Source organism: Escherichia sp. WS1118, assembly GCF_046487695.1.
In the GTDB taxonomy this organism is placed as follows: Bacteria; Pseudomonadota; Gammaproteobacteria; order Enterobacterales; family Enterobacteriaceae; genus Escherichia; species Escherichia coli.
Genome location: NZ_JBJQIZ010000007.1, coordinates 208842 through 229605, shown reverse-complemented (window position 1 = coordinate 229605; position 20764 = coordinate 208842). Strand labels below are relative to the sequence as shown.

Here is a 20764-nt window from a genome sequence, read left to right as displayed (position 1 = left end):
ATGAGCGAGCCGTTAATTGTCGGCATCCGGCATCATAGTCCGGCCTGCGCCCGGCTGGCGAAATCGTTAATCGAAAGCCAGCGGCCACGATACGTATTGATTGAAGGCCCGGCTGATTTTAATGACCGGATAGACGAACTGTTTTTAGCCCACCAGCTTCCGGTAGCTATTTACAGTTATTGCCAGTATCAGGACGGTGCGGCCCCCGGGCGTGGTGCCTGGACGCCATTTGCTGAATTTTCGCCGGAGTGGCAGGCGCTACAAGCCGCACGTCGTATTCAGGCACAAACTTACTTCATCGATTTGCCTTGCTGGGCGCAGAGTGAAGAAGAGGACGATTCGCCTGATACACAAGATGAAAGCCAGACCTTACTGCTGCGTGACACCCGCATGGATAACAGCGATACCCTGTGGGATCACTTATTCGAAGATGAAAGCCAGCAAACTGCATTACCCTCTACGCTGGCGCACTATTTTGCTCAACTGCGGAGCGATTCCCCCGGAGATGCGCTCAATCGTCAGCGCGAAGCCTTTATGGCTCGCTGGATTACATGGGCGATGCAGCAAAACAATGGCGACGTGTTAGTCGTCTGCGGCGGCTGGCACGCTCCTGCACTGGCAAAAATGTGGCGCGAATGCCCGCAGGAAATTAACAAGCCAGAATTGCCCTCGCTGGCAGATGCCGTTACTGGTTGTTATCTCACACCCTACAGTGAAAAGCGCCTTGATGTGCTGGCAGGATACCTTTCCGGAATGCCTGCCCCGGTCTGGCAAAACTGGTGCTGGCAGTGTGGCTTACAGCAGGCAGGTGAACAGCTGCTGAAAACGGTTCTTACCCGTTTGCGCCAGCACAAATTGCCCGCTTCTACCGCTGATATGGCTGCTGCTCATCTGCATGCTATGGCACTGGCACAGTTGCGCGGCCATACACTACCTCTACGCACTGACTGGCTGGATGCCATAGCTGGCTCGCTGATTAAAGAAGCCTTGAACGCGCCGTTGCCGTGGAGCTACCGCGGAGTTATTCATCCCGATACCGATCCGATTCTGGTAACGTTGATAGACACATTAGCGGGTGACGGATTCGGTAAACTTGCCCCTTCTACGCCACAACCGCCTCTGCCAAAAGATGTCACCTGCGAACTGGAACGTACCGGAATCTCTCTTCCGGCGGAGCTTACCTTAAATCGCTTTACCCCCGATGGACTGGCGCAAAGTCAGGTGTTACATCGGCTGGTAATACTGGAGATCCCAGGGGTTGTGCGCCAGCAGGGAAGTACACTGACACTTGCAGGCAACGGTGAAGAACGCTGGAAATTAACCCGCCCGCTTAGCCAACATGCGGCATTAATTGAGGCCGCCTGCTTTGGTGCCACACTCCAGGAAGCCGCACGCCATAAATTAGAAGCCGATATGCTGGACGCGGGTGGAATCGGCAGTATCACCACATGTCTTAGCCAGGCGGCGTTAGCGGGTCTGGCGTCCTTCAGTCAACAATTACTGGAGCAACTTACATTATTAATCGCCCAGGAAAATCAGTTTGCCGAAATGGGCCAGGCGCTGGAAGTGCTTTACGCCTTGTGGCAGCTCGATGAAATCAGCGGTATGCAAGGCGCGCAGATATTACAAACGACGTTATGCGCGGCTATCGATCGCACGCTGTGGCTGTGTGAATCTAACGGCAGACCGGATGAAAAGGAGTTTCACGCTCACCTGCATAGCTGGCAAGCGCTTTGCCATATCCTGCGCGATCTACATAGCGGCGTTAATTTACCCGGCGTTTCTCTTTCTGCGGCGGTAGCCTTACTGGAGCGACGCAGTCAGGCGATTCATGCCCCGGCGCTGGATCGCGGCGCGGCTCTTGGCGCACTAATGCGTCTGGAACATCCCAACGCCAGTGCCGAAGCGGCGCTGACGATGCTGGCGCAGTTATCCCCGGCACAATCCGGCGAGGCGCTGCACGGTTTGCTGGCGCTGGCCCGCCATCAACTGGCCTGTCAGCCGGCATTTATCGCCGGTTTCAGTAGTCATTTAAATCAACTGAGTGACGACGATTTTATTAACGCCCTGCCCGATTTACGCGCGGCGATGGCCTGGCTACCACCACGAGAACGCGGGACGCTGGCGCATCAGGTGCTTGAGCATTACCAGCTCGCACAGCTTCCCATTTCAGCGCTGCAAATGCCGTTGCATTGTCCACCGCAAGCCATTGCACATCATCAACAACTCGAACAGCAGGCACTGGCATCGCTGCAACACTGGGGAGTTTTCCATGTCTGAACTGAACGATCTTCTGACCACCCGTGAGCTACAACGCTGGCGATTAATTCTTGGCGAAGCGGCAGAAACGACGCTTTGTGGGCTGGATGACAACGCCCGGCAGATAGACCACGCGCTGGAGTGGCTGTACGGGCGCGATCCTGAACGGCTCCAGCGTGGTGAACGCTCCGGTGGATTAGGTGGCTCAAATCTCACCACCCCTGAGTGGATCAACAGCATTCACACGCTGTTTCCGCAACAGGTGATTGAGCGGCTGGAAAGCGATGCCGTGCTGCGCTACGGCATTGAAGATGTGGTGACGAATCTCGACGTGCTGGAACGTATGCAGCCTTCGGAAAGCCTGCTACGCGCCGTTTTGCACACCAAACATCTGATGAATCCCGAAGTACTGGCTGCCGCCCGCCAGATAGTGCGCCAGGTTGTTGAAGAAATTATGGCTCGACTGGCAAAGGAAGTTCGTCAGGCTTTTTCTGGTGTCCGCGATCGCCGTCGCCGCTCATTTATTCCACTGGCGCGAAACTTTGATTTCAAAAGTACTCTGCGCGCCAACCTGCAACACTGGCACCCGCAACACGGCAAGTTGTATATCGAATCCCCCCGCTTTAACAGCCGCATTAAACGCCAAAGCGAACAATGGCAACTGGTCTTACTGGTTGATCAAAGCGGATCGATGGTCGATTCGGTGATCCACTCTGCGGTGATGGCGGCCTGTTTATGGCAGTTACCCGGTATTCGTACCCATCTGGTGGCGTTTGACACCAGCGTGGTTGATCTCACGGCAGACGTTGCTGATCCGGTAGAGTTATTAATGAAAGTACAACTGGGCGGCGGGACCAATATCGCCAGTGCCGTGGAGTATGGTCGGCAACTTATTGAACAACCAGCGAAAAGCGTCATTATCCTCGTGAGCGATTTCTATGAAGGGGGTTCATCATCATTGCTGACGCATCAGGTGAAAAAGTGTGTCCAGAGCGGCGTCAAAGTGCTGGGACTGGCGGCGCTCGATAGCACCGCAACACCTTGCTATGACCGCGATATGGCCCAGGCGCTGGTTAATGTCGGCGCACAAATAGCTGCCATGACACCGGGCGAACTGGCGACCTGGCTTGCGGAGAATCTTCAGTCATGAATTCACTACGTCCGGAATTATTAGAACTGACACCGCAGGCCCTGACGGCGTTAAGCAATGCCGGTTTTGTTAAGCGCAGTCTTAAGGAACTGGAAAATGGCAACGTCCCGGAAATCAGCCATGAGAACGGCGCTTTAATCGCCACCTTCAGTGACGGTGTCCGTACCCAGCTGGCGAACAGTCAGGCACTGAAAGAGGCTCAGTGCACCTGCGGGGCCAGCGGCATGTGCCGTCATCGCGTGATGCTGGTGTTAAGTTATCAACGACTTTGTGCTACCGCCCAGCCTACAGGAAAAGAAGATGAATGGGATCCGGCAATCTGGCTGGAAGAACTGGCTACCCTGCCCGATGCCACCCGCAAACGCGCACAGGCGCTGGTCGCTAAAGGCATCACCATTGAGTTGTTCTGTACGCCGGGCGAAATTCCCTCTGCCCGCTTACCGATGAGCGATGTGCGTTTTTATTCCCGCAGCAGTATTCGTTTCGCCCGTTGTGATTGTATTGACGGCACACTTTGCGAACATGTCGTACTGGCTGTGCAGGCCTTCGTCGAGGCCAAAACTCAGCAAGCGGAATTTACTCATTTAATCTGGCAGATGCGCAGCGAACACGTCACATCATCTGACGATCCGTTTGCCAGCGAAGAGGGCAACGCGTGTCGTCAATATGTTCAGCAATTAAGTCAGGTATTATGGCTGGGCGGGATCAGCCAACCGTCAATCCACTACGAGGCCGCTTTCAGCCGTGCGCAGCAAGCGGCGGAACGCTGCAACTGGCGTTGGGTAAGTGAATCGCTACGGCAACTGCGCGCCAGCGTTGATGCCTTCCACGCCCGCGCCAGCCACTATCATGCCGGGGAATGCTTACGTCAGCTTGCGGCATTAAACAGTCGATTAAATTGCGCACAAGAGATGGCGCGGCGCGACAGTGTTGGTGAAGTTCCTCCTGTGCCGTGGCGCACGGTCGTTGGCGCTGGCATTGCCGGAGAAGCAAAGCTTGATCATCTGCGGCTGGTGTCTTTAGGTATGCGTTGCTGGCAGGATATTGAGCAGTATGGTTTACGCATCTGGTTCACCGATCCCGACACCGGCAGTATTTTGCACCTTTCGCGTAGTTGGCCGAGAAGCGAACAGGAAAATTCACCGGCAGCGACGCGTCGGCTGTTTAGTTTTCAGGCTGGCGCACTGGCTGGTGGGCAAATTGTTTCACAAGCAGCAAAACGCAGTGCCGATGGCGAGCTGCTGTTAGCGACCCGCAACCGCTTGAGTAGTGTTGTTCCACTGTCGCCAGACGCCTGGCAAATGTTGAGCGCGCCGTTGCGCCAGCCGGGCATAGTGGCTTTGCGGGAATATTTACGCCAGCGTCCCCCCGCCTGCATACGACCACTCAACCAGGTCGATAACTTATTTATTCTGCCAGTCGCTGAGTGTATTTCACTCGGTTGGGATAGCAGCCGCCAGACACTGGATGCGCAGGTAATCAGCGGCGAAGGTGAAGATAACGTGCTGACATTATCCCTACCAGCCTCTGCCTGTTCGCCCTTTGCTGTTGAACGCATGGCGGCGCTTTTGCAACAAACAGACGACCCCGTGAGTCTGGTTTCTGGCTTTGTCAGCTTTGTAGAGGGGCAATTGACACTGGAACCACGGGTGATGATGACAAAAACCCGCGCCTGGGCGCTGGACGCAGAAACTGCGCCTGTGGCACCGCTACCTTCTGCCAGCGTTTTCCCTGTGCCGTCTACCGCTCATCAGTTGCTGATGCGCTGCCAGGCGTTACTTATTCAACTGCTCCATAACGGCTGGCGCTATCAGGAACAGAGTGCAATTGGTCAGGCAGAGTTGCTGGCGAATGACCTCACCGCGGTGGGTTTTTATCGGCTGGCACATGTGTTGGGACAATTTCGTAATACAGAAAGCGAGGCACGGGTAGAAGCAATGAATAACGGTGTTTTGCTTTGCGAACAATTATTCCCCATGCTTCAGCAACAAGGATGAAATAGTGCTTTTTATTAAGAGTTCTACTCCTGTTCCGGACTGCTCACGCCACAGTATTAGGCATATCCTATATAGCCCCTGGTGAGAGTCACCAGTTCCTTGATTAAATAAAATGGAGTTTTACATGAAGGCTTTCAATAAGCTGTTTTCCCTTGTTGTTGCATCTGTTCTGGTTTTCTCTCTTGCTGGCTGCGGTGACAAAGAAGAATCAAAGAAATTCAGCGCCAATCTGAACGGCACTGAAATTGCCATTACCTATGTCTACAAAGGTGACAAGGTGCTTAAGCAATCTTCTGAAACCAAAATTCAATTTGCCTCCATTGGTGCAACCACCAAAGAAGATGCCGCCAGGACACTTGAGCCGTTAAGCGCCAAATACAAAAACATCGCGGGTGTTGAAGAAAAATTAACCTATACCGATACCTACGCGCAGGAAAACGTGACTATTGATATGGAAAAAGTGGATTTTAAAGCCCTGCAGGGTATTTCAGGAATCAACGTTTCTGCTGAAGATGCCAAAAAAGGTATCACTATGGCGCAAATGGAACTGGTGATGAAAGCCGCTGGTTTTAAAGAAGTGAAATAATCTGTCGGCGGCCATGTTTCGCATGGCCGCCATACCCGTCTTAGCTTTTCTTCACATGCTGGCGCGCTGCCAGTCCACGCAGAAAATAACGTAAAAATTGATCGCCGCATTCGCGGAAGTTTTTATGATCCGGTGCACGCATCATCGCCGTAATTTCCGGCATCGAAACGCGGAACTGCTGTTCGGTGAGGATTGCCAGAATGTCATCGGTTTTAAGCGAAAACGCGATGCGTAATTTTTTCAGCACGATGTTGTTATTAATGCGACGTTCCGGCTCCAGTGCCGGAGCAGACTCATCCTTGCCGCGTTTTTCATAAATCAGGCCATTGAGGAATGAAGACAAAACAATGTCCGGACAACGCTGAAAACCCTCTTCGTCTTCTTTACGTAGCCAGACGGCGATCTGTTCCGCGGTGGCTTCGACATTACCCAGCGCCAGAATACGCACCAGGTCATTATTATTGGCTTTCAAAATGTAGCGCACGCTGCGCAGAATATCGTTACTTAGCATGAGGCCTTCAGGTGTTGATGAGGCAAAAAGCCATTTTAGCAGTCTTTTACAGGCCAATCGCCTCTTTTAAGCTTTTCAGATAACGGCGGCTGACCGGCACGGTTAAGCCATTACGCAAAATCAACTCGGCCTGGCCGTTATCTTCCAGACGGATCTCCTGTAAATGCGCGAGGTTAACCAGATACTGACGATGGCAGCGCAGTAATGGTGTACGACTTTCCAGGGTACGTAATGTCAGTTCGGTAAAGCCCTCTTTCCCTTCGTGACTGGTAACGTAGACACCGCTCATCCGACTGCTGACAAATGCCACATCTTTCATTTGCAGCAAATAAATCCGACTATGCCCCGTACAAGGGATAAATTTCAGCGCCTGTTGATTTTCCGGTAACAGCGAAACATCCTGCTTGCTGCGCTCCTGACGCAATCGCGCCAGCGTTTTCTCCAGTCGCGCTTCATCAATTGGCTTCAGCAGATAATCAAAGGCATGTTCTTCAAAGGCTTTAATGGCGTATTCGTCAAACGCGGTGAGAAAAACAATATACGGGCGATGTTCCGGGTCGAGCATCCCCACCATTTCCAGACCACTGATGCGCGGCATCTGGATATCGAGAAACAGCACATCCGGGCGCAGTTTATGCACCGCACCGATCCCTTCTACGGCGTTTGAACACTCTCCAACGATTTCAATATCGCTCTGCTCCTGCAAAAATACGCGCAGGTTCTCCCGTGCAAGCGGTTCATCATCGACAATTAAGACTTTAATCATGCCTCGTCCCTCCATGGTAGTCGTAACGTTATTCGGGTGTAACTATCAGGCTCACAGGCGACGCTTATCCCATAGTCATCGCCAAACCGTTCACGTAAACGCTTATCCACCAGATTCATCCCCAGCCCACTGGCATTGGTTACCGGTTGATACAAACCGGCATTGTCTTCGATCTCCAGCATCAAATGTTGCCCCTCACGTCGGGCGCTGATTGCCACTCGCCCTGTATCCAACAGTTGTGATGTCCCATGTTTAATGGCGTTTTCCACTATCGGTTGCAGGGTAAACGCGGGCAATTGCTGCTGGGATAATTCTTGCGGAATAGCAATGTTGACCTGCAACCGCGACTGGAAGCGCGCCTTTTCAATTTGCAGATAAGCGTTCACATGTTCAATTTCGTCGGCGAGAGTAACAAACTCCGAAGGCCGCTTTAAGTTTTTGCGGAAAAAAGTAGAAAGATACTGCACCAGCTGGCTGGCCTGTTCGCTGTCGCGGCGGATCACCGCTTTAATGGTGTTAAGCGCATTAAACAAAAAATGGGGATTCACCTGGGCGTGAAGCAGTTTGATCTCTGACTGGGTGAGCATCGCTTTTTGCCGCTCATATTGCCCGGCGAGGATCTGCGCCGAAAGCAGTTGCGCAATCCCCTCGCCCAGCGTGCGGTTGATTGAACTGAATAAACGGTTTTTGGCTTCATACAATTTGATGGTACCCATCACTCGCTGATTTTCACCACGCAACGGAATGACCAGCGTCGACCCCAGTTTGCATTGCGGATGCAAAGAGCAACGGTAAGGCACTTCGTTGCCATCAGCGTAGACCACTTCACCGGTTTCAATCGCTTTTAAGGTATAAGTCGAAGAAATTGGTTTGCCGGGTAAATGGTGGTCGTCACCAATTCCGGTAAAGGCCAGCAATTTCTCTCGATCGGTAATCGCGACTGCACCAATATCCAGCTCCTGATACAGCACCTGTGCCACTTTCATGCTGTTCACTTCGTTAAACCCCTGGCGCAAAATGCCTTCCGTCGAGGCCGCCACTTTCAGCGCAGTGGCAGAAAAAGCCGAAGTGTATTTTTCAAACATCGCGCGTTTATCGAGCAATATACGCATAAACAGTGCCGCGCCGACGGTATTGGTGACCATCATTGGCGCAGCAATATTACTCACCAGACGCACCGCATCTTCATAAGGTCGGGCGATCGCCAGGATGATCAACATTTGCACCATTTCAGCGACGAACGTGACGGCACCGGCGGTAATGGGGTTAAAGACTTTATCAGTGCGCCCGCGACGGATCAGGATGCTGTGTACCAGGCCGCCGAGCAATCCTTCAACGATGGTCGAGATCATGCAACTTAGCGCGGTCATGCCCCCCATCGAATATCGATGTAACCCGCCGGTCAGACCAACCAGCCCACCGACGACCGGACCGCCGAGTAAGCCGCCCATTACCGCACCTATCGCACGGGTATTGGCAATAGAATCGTCAATGTGCAACCCAAACCAGGTGCCCATGATGCAGAAGATGGAAAAGACGATGTAGCAGAGAAATTTATGCGGCAGACGAACCGTGACCTGCATTAACGGTATGAATAATGGCGTTTTACTCATTAACCACGCAATGACTAAAAAAACGCACATCTGCTGAAGCAGCAGCAACACCAGATTAAAATCGTACATACCCGCAAACCACACTTCCCTTTAAAACGCGTAACATACATTGCTTGCGTTTAACTTTCTTTGAACTCTTGCAGAAAAATGAGAATTCGTGAGTACGATCACTCAAAATCGCCTGGCAAAAATAAAATCACCCTATAGATGCACAAAAAACGGGCAAAACTACCTGGTTCGCAAAACTGCGTCTAAAGTTAAACCGGGACCTCGCGAGCAAGGGTGAGACGATGGCGCTTTACACAATTGGTGAAGTGGCGTTGCTTTGTGATATTAACCCTGTCACGTTACGCGCGTGGCAGAGGCGTTACGGATTGCTGAAACCGCAACGGACAGACGGCGGTCATCGGCTGTTCAACGATGCCGATATTGACCGGATCCGCGAGATCAAACGCTGGATCGACAACGGCGTGCAGGTCAGCAAAGTAAAAATGCTGCTCAGTAATGAAAATGTTGATGTGCAGAACGGCTGGCGCGATCAGCAAGAAACATTACTGACTTACCTGCAAAGCGGCAATCTGCATAGCCTGCGAACGTGGATCAAAGAGCGCGGTCAGGATTACCCCGCCCAGACACTCACCACACATCTGTTTATTCCTCTGCGCCGACGGCTTCAGTGCCAACAACCGACTCTCCAGGCGCTGCTGGCGATCCTCGACGGCGTACTGATCAACTACATCTCTATTTGCCTGGCTTCGGCGCGCAAAAAACAGGGTAAAGATGCACTGGTGGTTGGCTGGAATATTCAGGATACCACTCGTCTGTGGCTGGAGGGCTGGATTGCCAGTCAACAAGGATGGCGCATTGATGTCCTCGCCCACTCGCTCAATCAACTACGCCCTGAACTGTTCGAAGGCCGTACATTGCTGGTATGGTGCGGTGATAATCGAACCTCCGCCCAACAGCAGCAACTCACCAGTTGGCAGGAACAAGGCCATGATATTTTCCCACTCGGCATTTAATGATTCGTTAACAAATGCGCTTTACTGTACAATCCTTTCGTTAACATAAGGAGTGCATTATGCGCATAGCTAAAATTGGGGTCATCGCCCTGTTCCTGTTTATGGCGTTAGGCGGAATTGGTGGCGTCATGCTCGCAGGTTATACCTTTATTTTGCGTGCTGGCTGAACGCCTGCACCAGCCTTTCAAACAGGCGGTCTGCGATGATCGCCGCCAGTGCCACCAGTAACGCTCCCTGGATCACATACGCGGTATTAAATCCGCTAAGTCCGATGATGATGGGCGTACCCAGCGTGTTGGCCCCTACCGTTGAGGCGATCGTCGCCGTGCCAATGTTGATAATCACCGAAGTTCGTACACCCGCCAGAATCACCGGAGCTGCCAGCGGTAGCTCGACCTTACGCAGTCGCTGACTACAGCTCATTCCCATGCCTTTGGCAACTTCGGTCACGCTGGCATCAATCGATCCCAGCCCGGCAAGTGTCGCCTGCAGGACGGGCAGCACACCGTAAAGGATCAAGGCGATAATCGCCGGTTGCTGACCAAAGCCGATCACCGGAACGGCAATCGCCAGCACTGCAACGGGCGGAAAAGTCTGTCCAACGGCGGCAATAGTTTCCACCAGTGGACGAAATTCCGCGCCCCAAGGGCGAGTGACAGCAATTCCGGCACCAGTACCAATGATCACCGCAAACAAACTCGAAATTCCCACCAGCCAGAAATGAGCCAGTGCCAGAGCTGCAAAGCTTTCCTGCTGATAAACGGGTCGTGGCAGTTGTGGGAACAAGGCAGCAAACAGCGGCTGGCTGTAAGGCAGCCAGAAAATCAGCGCCACAAACAGAGCAATCAGCCAGAACAGCGGATCGCGCAACATCTTCATACGATTACGCCTCCTCCAGCAGATCCTGAAAATGCAGCGTGCCGCAAGGCTCGCCCTGCGTGTTCACCACCGGCAGCACCTCGCATCCCCGCGCGACAAACAGAGAAAGCGCATCGCGTAGCGTCATCTCTTCTGCCAGCGCCTCACCTTCTGCCCGTTCTTCGCGACGCACGTAATCCGCCACGCTACGTAACGAAAGCAGGCGGACACCCAGTTCACTATGCCCAAAAAACTGGCGGACAAAATCATTCGTCGGACGAGTCAGCATCGTCAGCGGATTGCCCTGCTGCACCACTTCACCGTGATCCATCAACACCAGATGTTCTGCCAGTCGTAGCGCCTCATCAATATCATGAGTGACCAGCACAATGGTACGCCCCAGCAAACGGTGTATGCGCGTCATCTCTTGTTGCAACGCGCCGCGCGTTACCGGGTCCAGCGCGCCAAAAGGTTCATCCATCAGTAAGACTTGCGGATCGGCAGCCAGCGCGCGGGCCACTCCCACACGTTGCTGCTGACCACCGGAAAGCTGATGCGGATAACGCTCACGCAAATTTGGCTCCAGCCCCAGTAGCGCCATTAATTCGTCGATACGATCGTCGATCCGCGCCCGTGACCATTTTTGTAATTGCGGCACGGTGGCAATATTTTGCGCCACGCTCCAGTGGGGAAACAGGCCAATAGATTGAATGGCATAGCCCATCCGGCGGCGCAACTCCAGCACTGGCAGCGAGCGAATTTCTTCTCCGGCAAAGCGGATCACGCCACTGTCATGCTCCACCAGGCGGTTAATCATTTTCAGAGTGGTGGATTTACCGGAACCCGACGTGCCAATCAGTACCGAAAAACTCCCTTCCTGAAAATTGAGATTGAGATCGTTAACGGCTTTTTGTGCGCCGAACAGTTTGCTGACATGGCTAAATTCAATCATTACGTTTCACCTTCAGCAGTGCGATAAGCAAATCGAACAGCGCGTCGGTAAGCACCGCCAGAACAATTACCGGGATCACCCCCAGCAACACTAAATCAATGGCACTGCTTAGCAGCCCCTGGAAAACCAGCGCACCAAAACCGCCTGCGCCGATTAACGCCGCAATCACCGCCATGCCAACGGTTTGTACCATCACCACCCGCAGGCTGCGCAGAAATATCGGTAACGCCAGCGGTAACTGAACATGCAGGAAACGCTGCACCCCGCTCATCCCCATCGCTCTGGCGCTCTCCAGCACATCGCGCGGGATCTGGTTCAAGCCGACTACTACGCCGCGCACCAGCGGCAGCAAGGCATAGAGCACCAGCGCAATCAGTGCGGGTGTCATTCCGGTTCCTGCTATGCCGAGCATTCCCAGCCACGGAAAGGCCGTAACCAGCGCGGCAAGCGGCGCAATCAGCAGGCCAAAGAGCGCTATCGAAGGCACGGTCTGAATGACATTCAGCAGAGAAAAAATCGCTCCCTGCCGCGCGGTGGAAAAGTAGCACCAGATGCCCAACGGCACACCAATCACTAACGCAGGCAGCACCGCACCAAACAGCAACGTCAGATGTTGTGCCAGCGCGTCGTCAAACACATCCTGACGGTTGGCGTATTCTTTCATTAACGAGAGATCGTTAAGCGTGCCGGAGTACAGCAACCACAGCGGAACAATGGCAATCTGCATATGCAACAACCAGCGCCACAGCGGATGCGTGGAGATTCGGCGGATGGCATCGCTACAGGCCAGCAGTGCCAGCGCCGCAGCCAGCCAGAAACCACTTCCGAGGCTGGTACGCGCCAGCGCACTACCATTTTGCGCCAGTTGTGTCGCCGCCTTTCCAGCTCCCCACACCAGCAATACGAAGACGAATTGCGCCAGAATGAGTGCAAAAATGCTGCCTTTTTTAGCGGGAATAAAACAGGCTGTCAGCCAGGCGCAACCAACGCCCACCAGCATCCAGAGAGTTTGCGGCCACAGCTGCCAGAGATGACGCCCCTCACCCGAAACTAAACGATTAGGTGCGTAACTGATAAACGGCAGCGCCGCTGCGATTGCCGTCAGCAACAGCAGCAGCGCCAGAACAGGATTAATACGGAAATAAGTCACGGGAAATTACTTCGTCCACCCTTTTTGTTTCAGGTAGTCGGCTGCCACTTTTTTGGCATCCAGTCCTTCCACTGCAATGCTGGCATTCAGCTGCTGCAATGTTTTTTCATCGAGGCTGGCGAAGACTGGCTGTAGCCACTGTGCTATTTGCGGATACTCTTTCAGCACCGACTCACGCACCACTGGCGCAGGCGCGTAGATAGGTTGCACGCCTTGCGGATCGCTTAAGGTTTGCAGCCCCAGCGCCGCAACCGGGCCGTCGGTGCCGTAAGCCATTGCGGCATTAACACCAGAAGTTTGCTGGGCAGCGGCTTTGATCGTCACCGCCGTGTCACCACCGGCCAGTGACAGCAACTGATCCTGACCGAGCTTAAAGCCATAGGCTTTTTCAAACGCGGGTAAGGCATCGGCGCGTTCGATAAACTCTGCCGAGGCTGCCAGTTTGAAGTTGCCACCCTCTTTCAGATAACGACTCAGCTCGGCAAGCGAAGTGAGTTTGTTTTTCTCTGCCACATCCTGACGCACGGCGATGGTCCAGGTGTTATTTGCAGGCGCGGGCGTCAGCCAGATTAACTTGTTTTGCTCTGCATCGAGTTTTTTGACTTTCTCATAGCCTTGCTGCGCGTTTTTCCATGCCGTATCGTTTTCATCTTTAAAGAAAAACGCGCCATTGCCAGTATATTCCGGATAGATATCCAGCTCGCCAGAAGTGATCGCCCCGCGCACTACGGGAGTCGTTCCCAGCTGCACTTTATTTACCGTAGGAACGCCGTGACTTTCCAGCACCTGCAAAATGATATTGCCGAGCAGCGCGCCTTCCGTATCGATTTTTGAACCAACCTTAACGGGGGAAGCCGCCTGTAGCGGCAGGCTCACGGCTGCCAACAAAACCAGTGAACCTGCCCAGACCTTTGAGAGTGGCATGATGCTTTCCTCATTCTTTTACTGTTGTTTTCAGCGAATTAAGAGAAAAGCATAGTTGATAATGGCGGAGTTAGCCTGACTGGGTGGACTCAGTTGCAGAATCAGATAAATACTTAAAAGGCATATTTTGCCCGGCGTTTCTTGCCGGATGCGGCGTAAACGCCTTATCCGGCATACAAACATCGAAAATTACAACAACTCAAACTCGCCTTTCTTAACGCGTGCGGAATCAGTGCCGATGAAGACATTGAACTTGCCAGGCTCGGCGTCATATTTCATCTGTTGATTCCAGAACTTCAGCGCCTCAATATCGATTGGGAAGCTGACGGTCTGAGTTTCGCCCGGTTTCAGGGTAATTTTCTCAAAGCCTTTAAGCTGCTTCACCGGGCGACTCATGGAAGCCGTCACATCCTGCAAGTACATCTGTACTACCGTGGCCCCTTCGCGTTTACCGGTGTTCGTCACCTGCACGCTGGCCGTCACTTTGCCGTCACGCTTCATGGTCGGCGCAGAAAGTTTCACATCAGAGACGGTGAAAGTGGTGTAGCTCAGACCATAGCCGAACGGATAAAGCGCCCCGTTAGCTTCATCAAAATAACGCGAAGTGTATTTGTTCGGCTTGTCGGCATTATACGGACGCCCGGTATTCAGATGGCTGTAGTACACCGGGATCTGCCCGACAGAACGCGGGAAGGACATCGGCAGCTTGCCGGACGGGTTATAATCGCCAAACAATACATCGGCAATTGCATTACCGCCTTCAGTCCCCGCAAACCAGGTTTCCAGAATCGCATCAGCCTGCTGATCTTCTTTCACCAGCGCCAGCGGACGCCCATTCATCAGCACCAGCACCAGCGGTTTACCGGTGGCTTTCAGCGCCGCAATCAAGTCACGTTGGCTTTGCGGAATAGTGATATCGGTACGACTGGAAGCTTCGTGCGCCATCCCCTGAGCTTCACCGACCACAGCTACCACCACATCAGATTGTTTCGCGGTTTGCACCGCTTCATCAATCATCTCTTGCGGCGAACGCGGATCAACTTTGACCGCCTCTTCATACTGATTCAGGAAATCGATAATGCCTTTGTCACTGGTAACGTTCGCCCCTTTGGCATACAGCACTTTACCGTTCTCACCGACGGCGTTTTTAATCCCTGTTAGCACAGTAACAGATTGATCGGCGACACCTGCTGCCGACCAGCTTCCCATCACGTCACGCTTGCTGTCTGCCAGCGGGCCAACCACCGCAATGGTTGCAGATTTTTTCAGCGGCAGCGTTTCGAGACGGTTTTTCAGCAACACCAGGCTTTCGCGCGCCACTTCACGCGCTTCTTTACGGTGCAGGCGGCTTTCGGCATTGGTATCCACCGGGTCAGACTCTTTCGGCCCCAAATGGCTGTATGGGTCGTTAAACAATCCCATATCATATTTAACGTTCAGTACATGGCGGGCAGCATCGTCCAGCTCTTCCATCGTCACTTTGCCGGATTTGATCAACCCAGGCAGATACTTCGAGTAATACTCGTCGCTCATGCTCATGTTGATTCCGGACTTCAGCGCCACGCGTACCGCATCTTCCGGGTCTGCCGCCGTGCCATGTTTAATCAGTTCTTTGATTGCGCCGTGATCGGAAACGGTGATGCCTTTAAAGCCCCACTGGTCGCGCAGAACATCTTTCAGCAGCCAGGAGTCGGAGGTGGCTGGCGTGCCGTTCAGCGAGTTCAGCGCCACCATCACCGCACCGCTGCCTGCATCCAGCCCCGCTTTGTACGGCGGCATATAGTCGTTAAACAGGCGCTGCGGACTCATATCGACGGTGTTGTACTCTTTACCGCCTTCTACCGCGCCGTATGCGGCAAAGTGTTTGACGCTGGTCATCACCGAGTAACGATCTGCCGGGCTTTTACCCTGCATCGCTTCCACCATGGTTTTGCCCATTATTGAGGTGAGATACGTATCTTCGCCAAAACCTTCGGAAGCACGTCCCCAGCGCGGATCGCGCGAGACATCGACCATCGGTGCCCAGGTCATATTCAGGCCATCATCTGCCGCTTCATAAGCAGAGACACGCCCGACTGTTTTCACCGCATCGAGGTTAAAAGACGAGGCCAGACCGAGACTAATCGGGAACACCGTGCGCTGACCGTGCAGCACGTCGTAAGCAAAGAAAAGAGGAATTTTCAGGCGGCTTAATTCCATCACCTGATCCTGCATGGCGCGGATATCCTGACGGGTTACAGTGTTGAAAATCGCCCCAACCTGACCGTCTTTGATCATCTCGCGGATCGCCTCTTTCGGGTTATCCGGGCCGACGCTGATTAAGCGCAGCTGACCAATTTTCTCGTCAACTGTCATTTTCTTAAGCAGTTCGGTGACGAACGCATCCCGCGCTTCGGGCGTTAATGGATGGTTGCCGAATAAATCATCCGCCAGTGCTGGCTGCAGGGCCAGACTCACCGCGATTCCTACTGAACATAGCCATTTCATATGGATTTTTCTTCCTTTGTTGCCCGACGTGGCAGCGAAAATGGTGCAAAAACCGTAGTTTGCCATAAGCATGATGGAGAGAGAAAAAGAATGCTCAGTTTATTGTCTGAATTTTCAAAATATTCACTCGCTGAATTGTCATACAAGGCGCTATTCTAGTTTGTGATATTTTTTCGCCACCACAAGGAGTGGAAAATGTCTTCCATGACAACAACTGATAATAAAGCCTTTTTGAATGAACTTGCCCGTCTGGTCGGTCATTCACACCTGCTCACCGATCCCGCAAAAACGGCCCGCTATCGCAAGGGCTTCCGTTCTGGTCAGGGCGACGCGCTGGCTGTCGTTTTCCCTGGCTCACTACTGGAATTGTGGCGGGTGCTGAAAGCCTGCGTCAGCGCTGACAAAATTATTCTGATGCAGGCTGCCAATACAGGCCTGACCGAAGGATCGACGCCAAACGGTAACGATTATGATCGCGATATCGTGATCATCAGCACCCTGCGTCTCGACAAGCTGCACGTACTCGGTAAGGGCGAACAGGTGCTGGCCTATCCGGGCACCACGCTCTATTCACTGGAAAAAGCCCTCAAACCGCTGGGACGCGAACCGCACTCAGTGATTGGATCATCGTGTATAGGCGCATCGGTCATCGGCGGTATTTGTAACAACTCCGGCGGCTCGCTGGTGCAACGTGGCCCGGCGTATACCGAAATGTCGTTATTCGCGCGTATAAATGAAGACGGCAAACTGACGCTGGTGAACCATCTGGGGATTGATCTGGGCGAAACGCCGGAGCAGATCCTTAGCAAGCTGGATGACGATCGCATCAAAGATGACGATGTGCGCCACGATGGTCGTCACGCCCACGATTATGACTATGTCCACCGCGTTCGTGATATTGAAGCCAACACGCCCGCACGTTATAACGCTGATCCGGATCGGTTATTTGAATCTTCTGGTTGCGCCGGGAAGCTGGCCGTCTTTGCGGTACGTCTTGATACCTTCGAAGCGGAAAAAAATCAGCAGGTGTTTTATATCGGCACCAACCAGCCGGAAGTGCTGACCGAAATCCGCCGTCATATTCTGGCTAATTTCGAAAATCTGCCGGTTGCCGGGGAATATATGCACCGGGATATCTACGATATTGCGGAAAAATACGGCAAAGACACCTTCCTGATGATTGATAAGTTAGGCACCGACAAGATGCCGTTCTTCTTTAATCTCAAGGGACGCACCGATGCGATGCTGGAGAAAGTGAAATTCTTCCGTCCGCATTTTACCGACCGTGCAATGCAAAAATTCGGTCACCTGTTCCCCAGCCATTTACCGCCGCGCATGAAAAACTGGCGCGATAAATACGAGCATCATCTGCTGTTAAAAATGGCGGGCGATGGCGTCGGTGAAGCCAAATCGTGGCTAGTGGATTATTTCAAACAGGCCGAGGGCGATTTCTTTGTCTGTACGCCGGAGGAAGGCAGCAAAGCGTTTTTACACCGTTTCGCCGCTGCGGGCGCAGCAATTCGTTATCAGGCTGTGCATTCCGATGAAGTCGAAGACATTCTGGCGCTGGATATCGCTCTGCGGCGTAACGACACCGAATGGTATGAGCATTTACCGCCGGAGATCGACAGCCAGCTGGTGCACAAGCTCTATTATGGCCATTTTATGTGCTATGTCTTCCATCAGGATTACATCGTGAAAAAAGGCGTGGATGTGCATGTGTTGAAAGAACAGATGCTGGAACTGCTACAGCAGCGCGGCGCGCAATACCCTGCCGAGCATAACGTCGGTCATTTGTATAAAGCACCGGAAACGTTGCAGAAGTTTTATCGCGAGAACGATCCGACCAACAGTATGAATCCGGGGATCGGTAAAACCAGTAAGCGGAAAAACTGGCAGGAAGTGGAGTAATAATTACGGATGGCAGAGTATCGCCATCCGTCATTCATTTAATCGTTCTGTGCCGTCTGCCCCGCCGCCGCCATTTGGGCGGCTTTTTGTTTTTTATAGCTCAACGCTGCTGCCGGAACAGGCATCACTTTACCGGTTTCAATCCAGGTACGCAGGCGGCTGGCATCGGCAAAATGGGTATATTTGCCAAACGCGTCCATCACTACCAGCGCCACCGGTTTATTATTGATAACCGTGCGCATCGCCAGACAATGGCCCGCCGCATTGGTAAAACCGGTTTTGGTTAACTGAATATTCCAGTTATCACGATACACCAGATGGTTAGTATTGCGGAACGGCAGCGTATACGTCGGGTTAGAGAAGGTTGCCATATCTTCCCGGGTAGTACTTAACTGCCCGATCAACGGATATTGTTTGCTGGCAATGAGTAGTTTGGTTAAGTCACGGGCGGTTGAAACGTTATGCACCGACAATCCAGTTGGTTCAACAAAGCGCGTGTTGTTCATTCCGAGCGATTTCGCTTTCGCATTCATCGCCTTAATAAAGGCTTTGTAACCACCGGGATAATGGTGCGCAAGGCTTGCCGCCGCGCGGTTTTCTGAAGACATCAGCGCCAGCAACAGCATATCTTTACGGCTGATTTCGCTGTTCAGTCGTACGCGCGAATAGACCCCTTTCATCTCCGGCGTCTGGCTGATATCCACTTTTAGTTTTTCATCCAGCGGCAGTCGTGCATCCAGCACAACCATCGCGGTCATTAATTTGCTGATAGACGCAATCGGACGCACCAGATCCGGGTGGTTCGAATAGATCACTTTGTTGGTATTCAGATCAACAATCATCGCGCTACCGGAGGCAATTTCCGGTTGTGACGCGGTGGTAGCGGCTGCCGTTTTCGCAACGGCCTGCGGTGCAAAAGGCACAGCCAGCATCAGGGCCAGGCTAAATAAAGAAACTCGAAATTTCGGCATGATGAGCATTCAGATAGTGGTTCACGCGCACGGGTTGCGCACCGCCGGAGTAAGGATTTACTGAGGCTAGCGACGCCATCATAACGAGCAAAAAGTGCGATCGTCAAAGAAGAATCGTGAGGAAATGCTGCATTGCTGACATTTACGCCAGCAATGCAGCGCAAAAGAACTTTCTAGAACAAACGATAACCGTAGCCCCATAGTATAACGGTAAGGGCGAGCAGCACTTCCAGCACCAGCACGCCTATCGCCAGTGTCGAACTGGAGAAGCTAAGTCCTTCCTCTTTGTTGATATTCAGGAAGCTCGGAATACCGAGATACAGCAGGTAGCCGGTGTAAAACAGCGCCACCGTGCCGACCAGCGCACACAACCAGACCAGCGGGTAAAGCGCCACCAGACCGCTTAAAAACAGCGGAGTTGCAACGTAGCCCGCGAAGACCATGCAGTGCGCAAGTGACGGACGCTGCGGATAATTACGCGCCATCCACCAGATGACCCGCCCCATCACCGCAACCCCAGCCAGCATAACGCCGTAAAACAAGACAGCCAGCGCCAGTCCGGTAAACCAGGATAACTTCAGGATAGTGCCATCGCCAAAATTCCAGCCAATCTGTGTAGTGCCAATGAAGGCGCAAATCACCGGAATCGCCGCCATCAGCAAAACGTGGTGGGTGTAGTGATGAGAAATCGTTTCGTTTTCGCGATTAATCACCTGCATTTCACGATCGGGATGGGAAAACAGTCCCCAGACATGGCTCATACCGCCCCCTTGTTGTGAGTTCATGAACCTGACAGTTCAAGTATAAGTCAGCTTGTGATTGTTTTTTGTTCGCTCATGTAATTTGCACCGTCTGATGTACGTCCTTTTTCAGCGTGAATGATTCACAGGGTGTATGCTTACAGGCAAGCAAAGGGAGACAGACTGTCCTATGGATCTCAATACACTCATCTCACAATATGGTTATGCCGCGCTGGTGATCGGTAGCCTGGCGGAAGGTGAAACCGTGACTTTGCTGGGAGGCGTTGCGGCACATCAGGGGCTATTAAAGTTCCCGCTGGTGGTACTTTCTGTGGCGCTTGGCGGCATGATTGGCGACCAGGTGCTTTATCTGTGCGGGCGGCGGTTTGGCGGCAAGCTGTTACGCCGTTTCTCGAAACATCAGGATAAAATTGAGCGGGCGCAGAAACTTATCCAACGCCATCCGTATCTGTTTGTCATTGGTACGCGTTTTATGTATGGCTTTCGGGTCATTGGCCCGACGCTGATTGGTGCCAGCCAGCTGCCGCCGAAAATCTTTCTGCCGCTGAATATTCTCGGCGCATTTGCCTGGTCGCTGATTTTTACCACTATCGGTTACGCTGGTGGGCAGGTGATTGCGCCGTGGTTGCACAATCTCGACCAGCATTTGAAGCACTGGGTCTGGTTGATTCTGGTCGTGGTTCTGGTGGTAGGCGTGCGCTGGTGGCTGAAACGGCGCGGGAAGAAAAAGCCGGATCATCAGGCGTAAAATTATTGCCCTGGATAAGGTGTTCGCGCCGCATCCGACATCCGGTGCACCATGCCTGATGCGACGCTGGCGTGTCTTTTCTGGCCTAACCCAATGAA

General features: G+C 52.9%; 18 protein-coding genes. 8 read left to right on the top strand and 10 right to left on the bottom strand.

Going from position 1 to position 20764, the window contains the following annotated elements:
• From ACJHYO_RS14260 to ACJHYO_RS14245, 4 genes are all read left to right on the top strand, one after another.
• Complete coding sequence (locus tag ACJHYO_RS14260) at positions 1-2280, top strand: DUF5682 family protein (protein ID WP_085455433.1); 2280 nt, start codon at positions 1-3, stop codon at positions 2278-2280.
• A complete protein-coding gene (locus ACJHYO_RS14255; RefSeq protein WP_021520891.1) occupies positions 2273-3409 on the top strand; it encodes a vWA domain-containing protein in 1137 nt (378 codons plus the stop codon). The genes ACJHYO_RS14260 and ACJHYO_RS14255 overlap by 8 nt, the downstream gene beginning before the upstream one ends.
• Positions 3406-5406 (top strand): SWIM zinc finger family protein, encoded by a 2001-nt coding sequence (locus ACJHYO_RS14250; RefSeq protein WP_085455434.1) that lies wholly within the window; start codon positions 3406-3408, stop codon positions 5404-5406. The genes ACJHYO_RS14255 and ACJHYO_RS14250 overlap by 4 nt, the downstream gene beginning before the upstream one ends.
• 124 nt (positions 5407-5530) lie before the next feature.
• Positions 5531-5992, top strand: a complete 462-nt coding sequence (locus tag ACJHYO_RS14245) for a YehR family lipoprotein (RefSeq protein WP_001296231.1) — start codon at positions 5531-5533, stop codon at positions 5990-5992.
• 40 nt (positions 5993-6032) lie between these two features.
• Here the strand turns inward: ACJHYO_RS14245 and ACJHYO_RS14240 are convergent, their stop codons facing one another.
• From ACJHYO_RS14240 to btsS, 3 genes are read right to left on the bottom strand one after another with little or no spacing between them, the layout of a single operon-like run.
• Positions 6033-6503, bottom strand: coding sequence for a DUF1456 family protein (locus ACJHYO_RS14240; RefSeq protein ID WP_001295430.1), 471 nt, complete (start codon positions 6501-6503; stop codon positions 6033-6035).
• 46 nt (positions 6504-6549) lie between these two features.
• On the bottom strand, positions 6550-7269 hold the full coding sequence (gene btsR / locus ACJHYO_RS14235; protein WP_000598641.1) for a two-component system response regulator BtsR: 720 nt from the start codon (positions 7267-7269) through the stop codon (positions 6550-6552).
• The gene (gene btsS / locus ACJHYO_RS14230) at positions 7266-8951 is read right to left on the bottom strand and encodes a two-component regulatory system sensor histidine kinase BtsS (protein ID WP_001295431.1); all 1686 of its coding nucleotides are present in this window, start codon (positions 8949-8951) and stop codon (positions 7266-7268) included. Before btsS ends, btsR begins: the two co-directional genes overlap by 4 nt.
• A gap of 221 nt (positions 8952-9172) precedes the next feature.
• Here btsS and mlrA point away from each other — a divergent pair, with 221 nt between their 5' ends.
• The gene (gene mlrA, locus ACJHYO_RS14225; RefSeq protein ID WP_001240405.1) at positions 9173-9904 is read left to right on the top strand and encodes an HTH-type transcriptional regulator MlrA; all 732 of its coding nucleotides are present in this window, start codon (positions 9173-9175) and stop codon (positions 9902-9904) included.
• Between the two features lie 59 nt (positions 9905-9963).
• Positions 9964-10071, top strand: a complete 108-nt coding sequence (locus ACJHYO_RS14220; RefSeq protein ID WP_001216963.1) for a protein YohO — start codon at positions 9964-9966, stop codon at positions 10069-10071.
• Here ACJHYO_RS14220 and yehW read toward each other — a convergent pair.
• From yehW to bglX, 5 genes are all read right to left on the bottom strand, one after another.
• Positions 10052-10783 (bottom strand): glycine betaine ABC transporter permease YehW, encoded by a 732-nt coding sequence (gene yehW / locus ACJHYO_RS14215; RefSeq protein WP_000783127.1) that lies wholly within the window; start codon positions 10781-10783, stop codon positions 10052-10054. The genes ACJHYO_RS14220 and yehW overlap by 20 nt on opposite strands.
• A 4-nt stretch (positions 10784-10787) precedes the next feature.
• Complete coding sequence (gene yehX, locus ACJHYO_RS14210) at positions 10788-11714, bottom strand: glycine betaine ABC transporter ATP binding protein YehX (RefSeq protein WP_000569345.1); 927 nt, start codon at positions 11712-11714, stop codon at positions 10788-10790.
• Positions 11707-12864 carry a glycine betaine ABC transporter permease YehY gene (yehY, locus tag ACJHYO_RS14205; protein ID WP_085455436.1) on the bottom strand — a complete coding sequence of 386 codons (1158 nt, stop codon included), beginning with the start codon at positions 12862-12864 and terminating at the stop codon, positions 11707-11709. The genes yehX and yehY overlap by 8 nt, the downstream gene beginning before the upstream one ends.
• A 6-nt stretch (positions 12865-12870) precedes the next feature.
• Complete coding sequence (osmF, locus tag ACJHYO_RS14200; RefSeq protein ID WP_001131270.1) at positions 12871-13788, bottom strand: glycine betaine ABC transporter substrate-binding protein OsmF; 918 nt, start codon at positions 13786-13788, stop codon at positions 12871-12873.
• A 189-nt stretch (positions 13789-13977) separates the two neighbouring features.
• Complete coding sequence (gene bglX, locus ACJHYO_RS14195) at positions 13978-16275, bottom strand: beta-glucosidase BglX (protein WP_000871488.1); 2298 nt, start codon at positions 16273-16275, stop codon at positions 13978-13980.
• Between the two features lie 195 nt (positions 16276-16470).
• Between bglX and dld the strand changes: the two genes are divergently transcribed.
• Positions 16471-18186, top strand: a complete 1716-nt coding sequence (dld, locus tag ACJHYO_RS14190) for a D-lactate dehydrogenase (protein WP_000097352.1) — start codon at positions 16471-16473, stop codon at positions 18184-18186.
• A 38-nt stretch (positions 18187-18224) separates the two neighbouring features.
• Here dld and pbpG read toward each other — a convergent pair whose 3' ends face one another.
• Both pbpG and ACJHYO_RS14180 read right to left on the bottom strand, forming a co-directional pair.
• Positions 18225-19157 (bottom strand): D-alanyl-D-alanine endopeptidase, encoded by a 933-nt coding sequence (gene pbpG, locus ACJHYO_RS14185; protein WP_001443079.1) that lies wholly within the window; start codon positions 19155-19157, stop codon positions 18225-18227.
• 173 nt (positions 19158-19330) lie between these two features.
• Positions 19331-19918, bottom strand: a complete 588-nt coding sequence (locus ACJHYO_RS14180; protein WP_001295454.1) for a Yip1 family protein — start codon at positions 19916-19918, stop codon at positions 19331-19333.
• A 169-nt stretch (positions 19919-20087) separates the two neighbouring features.
• Here ACJHYO_RS14180 and ACJHYO_RS14175 point away from each other — a divergent pair, with 169 nt between their 5' ends.
• Positions 20088-20666 carry a DedA family protein gene (locus ACJHYO_RS14175; protein WP_001297891.1) on the top strand — a complete coding sequence of 193 codons (579 nt, stop codon included), beginning with the start codon at positions 20088-20090 and terminating at the stop codon, positions 20664-20666.
• Positions 20667-20764 lie beyond the last annotated feature (98 nt).

What these genes read in the sequence shown, in the direction of transcription:
- ACJHYO_RS14255 (WP_021520891.1), top strand. Translation starts at nt 2,273, where the DNA reads ATGTCTGAACTGAACGATCTTCTGACCACCCGTGAGCTACAACGCTGG.
- yehW (WP_000783127.1), bottom strand. Translation starts at nt 10,783, where the DNA reads ATGAAGATGTTGCGCGATCCGCTGTTCTGGCTGATTGCTCTGTTTGTG.
- ACJHYO_RS14180 (WP_001295454.1), bottom strand. Translation starts at nt 19,918, where the DNA reads ATGAGCCATGTCTGGGGACTGTTTTCCCATCCCGATCGTGAAATGCAG.
- ACJHYO_RS14260 (WP_085455433.1), top strand. Translation starts at nt 1, where the DNA reads ATGAGCGAGCCGTTAATTGTCGGCATCCGGCATCATAGTCCGGCCTGC.
- ACJHYO_RS14220 (WP_001216963.1), top strand. Translation starts at nt 9,964, where the DNA reads ATGCGCATAGCTAAAATTGGGGTCATCGCCCTGTTCCTGTTTATGGCG.
- ACJHYO_RS14245 (WP_001296231.1), top strand. Translation starts at nt 5,531, where the DNA reads ATGAAGGCTTTCAATAAGCTGTTTTCCCTTGTTGTTGCATCTGTTCTG.
- osmF (WP_001131270.1), bottom strand. Translation starts at nt 13,788, where the DNA reads ATGCCACTCTCAAAGGTCTGGGCAGGTTCACTGGTTTTGTTGGCAGCC.
- yehX (WP_000569345.1), bottom strand. Translation starts at nt 11,714, where the DNA reads ATGATTGAATTTAGCCATGTCAGCAAACTGTTCGGCGCACAAAAAGCC.
- ACJHYO_RS14250 (WP_085455434.1), top strand. Translation starts at nt 3,406, where the DNA reads ATGAATTCACTACGTCCGGAATTATTAGAACTGACACCGCAGGCCCTG.
- mlrA (WP_001240405.1), top strand. Translation starts at nt 9,173, where the DNA reads ATGGCGCTTTACACAATTGGTGAAGTGGCGTTGCTTTGTGATATTAAC.
- pbpG (WP_001443079.1), bottom strand. Translation starts at nt 19,157, where the DNA reads ATGCCGAAATTTCGAGTTTCTTTATTTAGCCTGGCCCTGATGCTGGCT.
- btsR (WP_000598641.1), bottom strand. Translation starts at nt 7,269, where the DNA reads ATGATTAAAGTCTTAATTGTCGATGATGAACCGCTTGCACGGGAGAAC.
- ACJHYO_RS14240 (WP_001295430.1), bottom strand. Translation starts at nt 6,503, where the DNA reads ATGCTAAGTAACGATATTCTGCGCAGCGTGCGCTACATTTTGAAAGCC.
- dld (WP_000097352.1), top strand. Translation starts at nt 16,471, where the DNA reads ATGTCTTCCATGACAACAACTGATAATAAAGCCTTTTTGAATGAACTT.
- bglX (WP_000871488.1), bottom strand. Translation starts at nt 16,275, where the DNA reads ATGAAATGGCTATGTTCAGTAGGAATCGCGGTGAGTCTGGCCCTGCAG.
- ACJHYO_RS14175 (WP_001297891.1), top strand. Translation starts at nt 20,088, where the DNA reads ATGGATCTCAATACACTCATCTCACAATATGGTTATGCCGCGCTGGTG.
- btsS (WP_001295431.1), bottom strand. Translation starts at nt 8,951, where the DNA reads ATGTACGATTTTAATCTGGTGTTGCTGCTGCTTCAGCAGATGTGCGTT.